The 9,673-nt window shown below is 64.0% G+C and carries 8 protein-coding genes; 5 read left to right on the plus strand and 3 right to left on the minus strand.

The annotated features are described in order from the left end of the window. Nucleotides 1-197: hypothetical protein (locus RTQ46_RS26325; protein ID WP_312440560.1), on the plus strand; the 197-nt coding region annotated here is incomplete at its 5' end. A gap of 167 nt (nt 198-364) precedes the next feature. Next, on the plus strand, nt 365-2,629 hold the full coding sequence (locus RTQ46_RS26330) for an EAL domain-containing protein (RefSeq protein WP_312440561.1): 2,265 nt from the start codon (nt 365-367) through the stop codon (nt 2,627-2,629). Between the two features lie 60 nt (nt 2,630-2,689). Here the strand turns inward: RTQ46_RS26330 and RTQ46_RS26335 are convergent, their stop codons facing one another. Together RTQ46_RS26335 and RTQ46_RS26340 are read right to left on the minus strand one after the other, a co-directional pair. Then, on the minus strand, nt 2,690-3,136 hold the full coding sequence (locus RTQ46_RS26335) for a CBS domain-containing protein (protein ID WP_065309015.1): 447 nt from the start codon (nt 3,134-3,136) through the stop codon (nt 2,690-2,692). A gap of 116 nt (nt 3,137-3,252) precedes the next feature. Beyond that, a complete protein-coding gene (locus RTQ46_RS26340; RefSeq protein ID WP_312440562.1) occupies nt 3,253-3,867 on the minus strand; it encodes a 2OG-Fe(II) oxygenase in 615 nt (204 codons plus the stop codon). A 246-nt stretch (nt 3,868-4,113) separates the two neighbouring features. Between RTQ46_RS26340 and RTQ46_RS26345 the strand changes: the two genes are divergently transcribed. From RTQ46_RS26345 to RTQ46_RS26355, 3 genes are read left to right on the plus strand one after another with little or no spacing between them, the layout of a single operon-like run. Further along, the gene (locus tag RTQ46_RS26345) at nt 4,114-5,424 is read left to right on the plus strand and encodes an O-acetylhomoserine aminocarboxypropyltransferase (RefSeq protein WP_312440563.1); all 1,311 of its coding nucleotides are present in this window, start codon (nt 4,114-4,116) and stop codon (nt 5,422-5,424) included. A gap of 1 nt (nt 5,425) precedes the next feature. Beyond that, the gene (locus RTQ46_RS26350; RefSeq protein ID WP_312440564.1) at nt 5,426-6,256 is read left to right on the plus strand and encodes an alpha/beta hydrolase; all 831 of its coding nucleotides are present in this window, start codon (nt 5,426-5,428) and stop codon (nt 6,254-6,256) included. Beyond that, the gene (locus RTQ46_RS26355; RefSeq protein WP_312440565.1) at nt 6,253-8,235 is read left to right on the plus strand and encodes a WG repeat-containing protein; all 1,983 of its coding nucleotides are present in this window, start codon (nt 6,253-6,255) and stop codon (nt 8,233-8,235) included. The genes RTQ46_RS26350 and RTQ46_RS26355 overlap by 4 nt, the downstream gene beginning before the upstream one ends. A gap of 10 nt (nt 8,236-8,245) precedes the next feature. Here the strand turns inward: RTQ46_RS26355 and RTQ46_RS26360 are convergent, their stop codons facing one another. Further along, on the minus strand, nt 8,246-9,622 hold the full coding sequence (locus RTQ46_RS26360) for a YihY family inner membrane protein (RefSeq protein WP_312440567.1): 1,377 nt from the start codon (nt 9,620-9,622) through the stop codon (nt 8,246-8,248). Nucleotides 9,623-9,673 lie beyond the last annotated feature (51 nt).

The raw sequence follows: 9,673 nt of genomic DNA on the forward strand, positions 1-9,673 counted from the left end.
CAGCCGATGGCCGGACCATGCGATTCGCCGAAAGTGGTAACAGTAAACAGCTTGCCAAAAGAGTTGCCGGACATAGTAGGGAATATGAAAGACTGGAAAACCGCCATTCTACCAGCCTGCGCCCCGCCCCATGCCGCCTGGACCGCATGATCGCCAGTTTTGCCCGAAAATCGGGCGCCACAGGTAAAATCATGTAAAACTGAAAATATTGCTTGTATGAATAATCCTAAAAAAAACATTTAGCTTATTAAATCGCTATATACTTGGATCGGGTGCATCGGAAAATGTTCGATCATTGACATCAAGCAATGCCCTGTCCCATGCCGATGCTCCTATTTTTTTGATACAGCCGGAGAAGCACTACATGCCAGCACCGATCATCCCTATTGATGCCGACTCCAGCAAGGACGATCACGACGACCTGGTATTCCTCGAGGAGCAGCCTGCTCCGGCCACGCCCGCCGCGCGCAGCGTCTGGCGGGTGATGATCATCGACGACGATGAAGACGTGCACTCCACCACCACCTTCGCCCTCGGCAACCTGGAGATGCAGCACCGTCCGCTCGAGTTCGTGCACGCCTATTCGGCCGGCCAGGCGCGCGAGCTGCTCAAGCATGAAAGCGATATCGCCGTCATCCTGCTCGACGTGGTGATGGAACAGGACGACGCCGGCCTGCACCTGGTGCGCTATATCCGCGAGACGCTGAAAATGAGCGATGTGCGCATCATCCTGCGCACCGGCCAGCCCGGTTACGCGCCGGAAATCGACGCCATCCGCGACTTCGACATCAACGACTACAAGACCAAGTCCGAACTGACGCGCATCAAGCTGTTTACCACCGTCACGGCCGCCATCCGCTCGTACGAACAGATCCGTGCCATCAGCAGCAGCCGGCGCGGCCTGGACCGCATCGTGCACGCCAGCACCCAGCTGATGGCGCTGCATGGCGTGCAGAATTTCTCGGCCGGCGTGCTGGCCCAGGTAGCCGACCTGCTGCATATCCGCGCCGACGGCGTGCTGTGCACCCAGGAAGTCAACGACAAGGGCAAGCGCACGCTGCTCGTCTGCGCCCATACCGGCTGTTTTTCGGGCCTGGCGCGCGGCGCCTTGTGCAGCATCGACAATCCGCGCATCGCCGGCGCCATCGAACACGCGCTGGCGCAGCGCCGCAATGTGTATGCGCACGATTACGCCACGCTGTATTTTGCCGGCAAGTCGAGCCGCGATTCGGCCGCCTATCTGCTGTTGCCGCGCCCGCTCAGCGCCATCGAGGAAGGCTTGCTGGAAGTATTTTGCAGCAATGTCGCCGTCGGCCTCGACAACGTGGAGCTGGTCTCGCACCTGCACAATGCCGCGTTTTACGACCAGCTGTCCAAGCTGCCCAACCGCACGCGGCTGGTGGAAATCCTCGACGCGGCGCTGGCCGGCCCGGCCCGCGACGACGCCACGCTGTCGCTGGTCGATCTCGACCATTTTGCCGAAACCAATGATGCGCTCGGCCACAAGTTCGGCGACCTGCTGCTCGTCGCCGTGGCGGGACGGCTGCAGAACCAGCTGGGCTCACAGTTGACGGTAGCGCGCCTCGGTGGCGATATCTTCTGCGTGCTCGGCGACGCCAGCCAGGTCAATCCTGCCAATATCCTGGCGCTGTTCCAGACACCGTTCAGCATAGACGGCCAGGACGTGCAACTGTCCGCCACGCTGGGCCTGGTGCGCCTGGGCGAACATGCGGGCACCGGCGCCGATGCGCTGAAGGACGCCGATATCGCCCTGAAACGCGCCAAGACCCAGCAGCGCGCCGGCCACTTCTATTTCTCGCGCAGCATGGGCATCGAGATCCGCGAACGCGTGCGCATGATGCATGCGCTGCGCACGGGGTTTGCGCAAGGCCAGCTGTTTGTCGTCTACCAGCCGCAGATCGACCTGTCCACGCGCCGCCCGGTGGGCGCCGAAGCGCTGCTGCGCTGGCAGACGCCGGACGGCAAGTTCATCTCGCCCGACCGCTTCATCCCCATCGCCGAATACTCGGGCATTATCATCGATCTGGGCGAATGGGTGCTGCGCACCGCCTGCCGCGAGCTGGTGCGCCTGCGCGAACAGGGCAACCGCAATTTCGTCATGTCGGTCAACGTGTCGCAGGTGCAGTTCCGCCATCCGCTGTTCCTCGACATGCTGCGCCAGGCGCTGGAGGATACCGAGGCGCCGCCCGAATTCATCGAGCTGGAAATCACCGAATCGATGGCGATGGAAGAACCGGACCTGCTGATCAAGATGCTGTGGCAGATCAAGCAGACGGGCGTGAGCATCGCCATCGACGACTTCGGCACGGGCTTTTCGTCGCTGTCCTACCTGCAGCGGCTGCAGGTCGACCGCCTGAAGATCGACCGCGCGTTTGTGACCGAAATTACCGGTTCGGCGCGCGGCAGCAGCATTGCCGAGATGGTGATCCAGCTGGGCCGCAACTTGGGCCTGGCGGTGGTGGCCGAAGGCGTGGAGGACGAGCGCCAGGCGCAGATCCTGCAGTCGCTGGGCTGCCCGATTGCCCAGGGTTTCCTGTTTGCGCGGCCGATGACGGCCGATGCGCTGGCAAGCTGGCTCAGCAACGCGGCGCTGGAAGGCGCGGCCTGAAAGTCATGTTGAAAATGAGAACGCCGGCATCCGCCGGCGTTTTTTGTGCTGTCTGCCGTCTCAGTCCGGCGTTTCGGCCGGCCAGTCGCGGATATACGCTTTCAGCATCTGGTTTTCGAAACTCTGCGCTTCGAGCACGGCGCGCGCCACGTCATAGAAGGAGATGACGCCCAGCAGGGTCTTGGCGTTCATCACGGGCAGGTAGCGCGCATGCTTTTCCAGCATGATGCGGCGCACTTCGTTCACTTCGGTATCGGGGGTAACGGTGATCGGGTGGTCATCCATGTGCTTGCGCACGGTGCCGCCGCCGATCTGGCCCGCGTTCTCGTGCAGCGCGTTGAGCACTTCGCGGAAGGTCAGCATGCCGACCAGGTCGCCGAATTCCATCACCACCAGCGAACCGATGTCTTTTTCGGCCATGGTATTGGCCGCGTCAAGCAAAGGCTGGTCCGGCGTGACCGTATAAAGAATGTTGCCCTTGACTTGGAGAATTTCAGATACTTTCATATTGGCCGTCCTGTCCGCGTGAGTGGTATTGTAGTTATTCTGAGCCCTGAATGGGACTGTAGCCTATGCCTGCCAAAAAATCCAGCCTTGCGATCAATCAAATCCAATGGGAAACTTCAGGCGCGGCGGCGGAACCAGCCGGCCAGCGACAGGCGTTCGCGCTGAGTGGGCAGCACCTCATGCAGCATCTCGGCCGACAGGAACATCACCATGCGGCCCGCCTCGGGCGCAATATCGACAATGGCCGCGCCTTCGGGGTGCAGGCGCAAGGCGCCGCCCTGTTCCGGCAACCAGTCGGCGTTCAGGTAGATCACCACCGATACGGTGCGCTGGTCGTCGTCGCGGAAGCGGTCCAGGTGGGCGCGGTAAAAGGCGCCCGGCGCATACAGGGCGAAGTGGCTTTCGTATTCGTCGAGTCCAAGGAACAGCTCACGGTTGAGCTGCTGGCGCAGCTGCTCCATCAGCGCCAGATAGGCGTCGCAAGCGGCAGACTGTCCCGCTTCCAGCCAGGCGATGCTGTCGCCGCGGATGGCGCTGTCCACGCCGGGCGTGCGGCCGCTGCCCGTGCCGGCCGCCTTCATGCGGCCTTGTCCGCGCGCCTGCACGCATTGCCCGGCCAGCTCCCGCGTCAATCCCGGCGGCAGAAATGCCGCGTGCTGCGACCAGCCATGGCGGTGCAGGTCGTCAAAGGACAAGGGAGCCAGGGCGGGCAAAGTGAGGAAAGTGGGCATCGGGCAGATCTATCCTGGTGGAAGTGCACCTGCGCGCGCCGCTGCGCATGCAGTCAAAAGCCCAGGATTTCCGTGAAGCACACAAGCCAAAGATCGCTGACACCGCATCGTACACGACGGCCGCCGCTGCCGGGCGGGTTTTTCCTCCTGCGCCAAGCCGCAGTCCATGCGCCCTGCACGGCCGCTCTTTTGTTCCGGCGGAAATCGGGTTACGATCTGGCGATTAAAATAACAGGCGGAGACATCATGAGCGGTCCGAAGTACCTGGGTTTCGATACCCTGTCCCTGCATGCGGGTGCGGCGCCCGACCCGGCCACGGGCGCGCGCGCCACGCCGATCCACTTTACGTCCTCGTTTGCCTTCAAGAGTTCGGACCATGCGGCCTCGCTGTTCAATATGGAACGCGCCGGCCATGTGTACTCGCGCATCTCCAACCCCACCAACGCCGTGCTCGAAGAGCGCATCGCGGCCCTCGAAGGCGGCGTGGCGGGCATTGCCACGGCCAGCGGCCAGGCCGCCATGCACCTGGGCTTGTGCACGATCGCCGGCGCCGGCTCGCACGTGGTGGCCTCGCGCGCGCTGTACGGCGGCTCGCACAACCTGCTGGCCTATACGCTGAAACGCTTCGGCATCGCCACCACCTTTGTCGACCCGCGCGATGTGGACGCCTGGCGTGCCGCGATCCGGCCCGAGACCAAAGTGCTGTTTGCCGAAACGCTGGGCAATCCCGGCCTCGATGTGCTCAATATTCCTCAGATCGCCGGCCTCGCGCATGAACACCATCTGCCGCTGATGCTCGATTCGACGTTTACCACGCCCTACCTGCTACGTCCGTTTGACCATGGCGCCGACCTGGTGTTCCATTCGGCCACCAAATTCCTGTGCGGCCACGGCACGGCGATCGGCGGCCTGCTGGTTGACGGCGGCACCTTCGACTGGCAGGCCGCCTACGATCAAACCGGCCGCTTTGCCGAACTGTGCGAACCGTATGACGGCTTTCATGGCATGGTGTTTGCCGAGGAATCGACGGTGGCGCCGTTTGCTCTGCGCGCGCGGCGCGAAGGCCTGCGCGACTTCGGCGCCGTAATGAGCCCGCACAATGCGTTTGCCGTCCTGCAAGGCATCGAAACGCTGGGCCTGCGCATGGACCGCCATGTGGCCAATACGCGCAAAGTGGTCGAATTCCTGCTGTCGCACCCTGCGGTGGAATCGGTGTCCTATCCCGAACTGCCGACCCATCCCGACTACGAGCTGGCCAAGACGCTGCTGCCGAAGGGCGCCGGCGCCGTGTTTACCTTCAACCTGCGCGGCGACCGCGCGGCCGGCCAGCGCTTTGTCGACAGCCTCGCTATTTTCTCGCACCTGGCCAATGTGGGCGACGCCAAGTCGCTGGTGATCCACCCTGCCTCCACCACGCATTTCCGCGTGCCCAACGAGCAGCTGGAACAATCGGGCATCACGCAGGGCACCATGCGCCTGTCGGTGGGACTGGAGGACGCGGACGACCTGATCGACGACCTGGCGCGCGGCCTGAAACTGTCGCAGAAAGGCCGTTGAGATGATCTACACCGTCGACAATATCGCCGCTTATTGCTACACGGGCGGCAAACCGTTCAACGCCGGCCAGCCGACCGCCGTCTTTATCCACGGCGCGCAGAACGACCATAGCGTCTGGGCGCTGCAGACGCGCTATTTCGCCCACCATGGCTGGAACGTGCTGGCGGTCGACTTGCCCGGCCATGGCAGGAGCGGCGGCGCGGCCAAGGCAACCGTCGAAGAGCTGGCGCGCTGGATCCTGGCCGTGCTCGACGCGGCCGGCGTGCCGCAGGCCATGTTCATTGGCCACAGCATGGGCTCATTGATCGCGCTGGAAGCGGCCTGCCAGGCGCCGGAGCGCGTCAGCCAGCTGGCGATGCTGGGTTCGACCTATCCGATGACGGTGTCGCCGGCGCTGCTGGAGACCTCGAAAAACGACGAGCAGGCGGCGATCGACATGGTCAATATCTGGTCGCACTCGTCGATCGCGCAAAAGCCCTCGTTTCCCGGCCCCGGCTTCTACGCCATGGGCGGGGCGCGCCGGCTCAAGCAGCGCATCTCCGCCATCAATCCCGACCATGTGTTCCATACCGATTTTTATGCCTGCAACGCCTATGCCAATGGCGAAGTCGCCGCCGCCTCGATCCACTGCCCGGCCCTGTTCATCTTCGGCACGCGCGACATGATGACGCCCCCAAAATCGACCAGGCTGCTGGTCTCTGCCATCACGCACGGCAAAGTGGTGCAGGTCGACGCCGGCCATGAACTGATGGCCGAGCAGCCCGACGCCGTGCTCGACGCCCTGTACGCGTTTGCCGCCACCAAACCCGCTTTTTTCACCAAGACCACATGATTTCCACCGCCGTCCTGTTCAGCACCACCGACCTCCCCGGCCATCCCGGCTTCGACATCGACGACATCACCGGCCTGGCCGAATGGCGCCAGACCACGCCGATGCTGTTCCAGCTGCTGCTGGGCGCGCAGGCGCAAGCCATCGCCTGGCCCCTCTACGACGATGGCGAGCAGCACGCGTGCGCGCTGGCCGCTCCCATGGCGCAGGCGCGCGCCAGCTGGCAGGCGCTCTCCGCGCTGATGGACCCGCCGCGCGATGCGGCCGCCATCGTCGCGCGCAGCGCCATCGCCTCGCTGCTGGCCGACGGCCAAGCGTATCTGGTGCTCGATTGCGTGCAGCTGATCGATCACGATATCGGCACGCCCGGGTTTGCGGCGCAGCTGCAGGCAATGGCGGCGGAAGCGGCAGCGCTGCATGCGGCGCTGTTGCGCGGCGACCGGTCGGCCCTGCAGCCGCTGCTGGCCGCAAGCAGTGACGCCATCGGCTACTGGTGTTCCTCCGCCTCCGCCCACCTGGCCAATATCGAGGAGCGCGACAAGGATGAACTGCCGTTCATGCAGCGGCTGAACGTGCTCGAATGGGTGGAGGACGCGCAGTGCTATGAAGTGACGGCCATCGGCGATCCGGCCGTGCGCGGACTGGTCACGCCGTATGGGCGCTGGATCGTGCCGCTGAAAATGCAGGCCATCGACCTGGGCAGCCACTATGCCGGGGAAGGCTGGATCACCTTTGCACCGGCCACGCAGCCGGGCTGCCAGGGCCTGCTGGACCTCAATGGCACGCTGGTATTGCCGCCCGCCCCAGGCGCGCTGTATGTGATCAGCCTGCACCTGGCGCAGCGCGTGCCGCCCGATGGCGCCAGCAGCCTGCTGCACCTGCCCGATGGTACTGTCGTGATGCAAGGCGTCGAAAACACCTGCGAACGCAATGACGGCTTGCTCGACTTCGAGCGGCCAGGCAGCGGCGACGAGCGCAATGTACACGGCGTGATGGATAGCCATGGCGCGATCGTGGTGCCGCCCGTGTACAGCTCGGTGCAGGATTTCGGCACCCGCAAGAAGATTGCACTGGTCAGCCAGCGTATCGGCGAGCGCTTCCTGTTTGGCCTGGTCAACAACAAGGGCGAGCCGCTGGCGCCGTGCCAGTACAGCTTTATCGACAGCGCCACCACGTCGTCGCCGCCGAAGCTGCGCAAGAACCTGGTCTACGCCATCGATGCGCAGGGCCTGGCCTGCATGCTGACGCTGGACGGCAAACAGGCCTTCAAGCCGCAATATGCTCCCGCGCACCATCTGCACGGCGTGACCGCGCAGAGCGACTTTTTATTCGTCGTCAAGGACGGCATGGTGTGGCGCATGGATTTTGCGGGCGAACTGCTGGTGCAGGTCGATACCCTGGAGGGCTTCCGCGCCGACATCTCGGCGCAGCTGAACCGGGCCCTGGGCTTGAGCGGGCCGCCGCCGGTGCAGCGCAACAGCTATACGCCGCAGCAGCTGCTGGAACTGGCCGACCGCGAGCAGCTGCGCGCCATCGCCGCCCTGCTGCTGCAGGGCGACCAGGTGCTGGCGCAGCAGTGCGTGGAGATCACGCTTGAAGAGCTGGAAGAGGACGATCCGGAAGAAGAATACGAGGGCGACACGCCGGAGGCGGCCTGTCTGTTCCTGCTATGGTCGAGCGCCGCCGACGCGCTGGGCCGTGGCACCACGCTAGACTGGAAATCGGTCGACGAAATCGCCCTTATCGGCCAGCATATTGACTTGCCCGCGCTGCAGGACTTCACTTGGGACGGCGAGGAGGACGGCGCCAGCATCACCGACGGTTTCGAGGCTATTGCGCATCACCTGGCGCCGCACGGCCTCAAACTGGTCAACATGCACGACGGCGACGATACGTACTGGCTGGCGGTGCTGCGCGAGCAGGATATGCCGGCGTTCGACGCCGTCGCAAGCCAGTCGGCGGTCAATCCGCGGGTCTACTGACTCAGTTGACTCACTTGCAGCGCACTTCGCCGAAGTGCCTGGCCAGCGTCATGCCCAGCCCCTCCTCCACCGCGCCTTCGACCTGGGTCGCCAGGCGCGCCGCCTCCTCGGCCGCTTCCATGTCGCGCTCGTTGGTGGAACCGGCCGGGTAGCCGGAGTTGACGCGCATGCCGCCGAAGACGAACAGGCGATAGACGTCGGCCAGCGTGATGCGGTTGACGTTGCCCAGCAATACCCAGTGGTCGGAGCTGTCGGCCACGCGCTTGCCCCATTGCACGCGCACGGCCGCTTCCACGTTGACCCGGCCCACCCAGCCCTGCTCGACCATCTTGTCGAGCAGCTTTTCCATTTCATCGAAACCGAGGCGCGTGCTGCTGCGGATCTCGGCTGCGCCGACCAGCGCCGAGTCGGCGCAGTGGCAGGCCCGGTGCAGCACTTTGAGCACGGCCACCGCATCGACAAATTCGCTGCCCGGCGCCGCCTGGTACCACCAGCGCTCGTATTTGACGACCGGCAAGGCGGCCACCAGCAAGGCGCCCACCAAAGTAATCATCCAGCTCAGGTAGATCCATACCAGGAACAGCGGCAGCGCCGCCAGTGCGCCATAGATGCGCGAGTAAGTGGGGAAATCCTGGATGAATTCGCCGAAGCCGCGCTTGGCCACCTCGAACGCCAGCGCCGCCAGCAGGCCGCCCCAGGCCGCGTCGCGCCAGTCGACGTCGCGGTTCGGCACCGTCATGTACAGCAGGGTGAAGGCCAGCATGGTCAGGCCGATCGAAATCAGCGTGTAGAACACCACGCCCAGGAACGGCACGGCGCCGACCAGGCCGGTGGTGGCAAAGATCACGCGCGAGGTGACGGTGAGCGACACGCCCACCAGCAGCGGACCCAGGGTGACAATCGCCCAGTACACCAGCAAGCGCTTGGTCCAGCGCCGTTCCTGGCGCACGCGCCAGATGCGGTTGAACACGCGCTCGATCAGGTTCATCATCGCCACCGAGGTGAAGATCAGCGCGCCGGCGCCGATCGCCGACAATCGCGTCGCCTTCGAGGCAAACGTGGTCAGGTAGCCGAGGATGGTGTTGGAGATACCCTTGGGCATCACGCTCTGGATGAAATAGTCTTCCAGCGCATGGCGGAAAGTATTAAACAGCGGAAAAGTGGTAAAGATCGCCAGCGCCAGCGTCAGCAGCGGCACCAGCGCAAACACGGTGGCAAATGTCAGGCTGCCGGCCACCTGCGGCAGGCTTTCCTCGCGCACGCGGCGGCTGGCAAACTGCAGCAGGTCGCGCACTTCGGGCCACTTCATGCCGCGCACCACGTCAAAGCCGAAGCGCACGGTGCGCAGCAGATGGAGCAGGATAGGCTGGATATATTTTAAAAACATGTAATCGAAATCAGAACGGCGCCATGACAGCAGTCGTATCAGGCTGTAAAG

This window comes from Janthinobacterium sp. (assembly GCF_031995485.1).
In the GTDB taxonomy this organism is placed as follows: Bacteria; Pseudomonadota; Gammaproteobacteria; order Burkholderiales; family Burkholderiaceae_D; genus Janthinobacterium.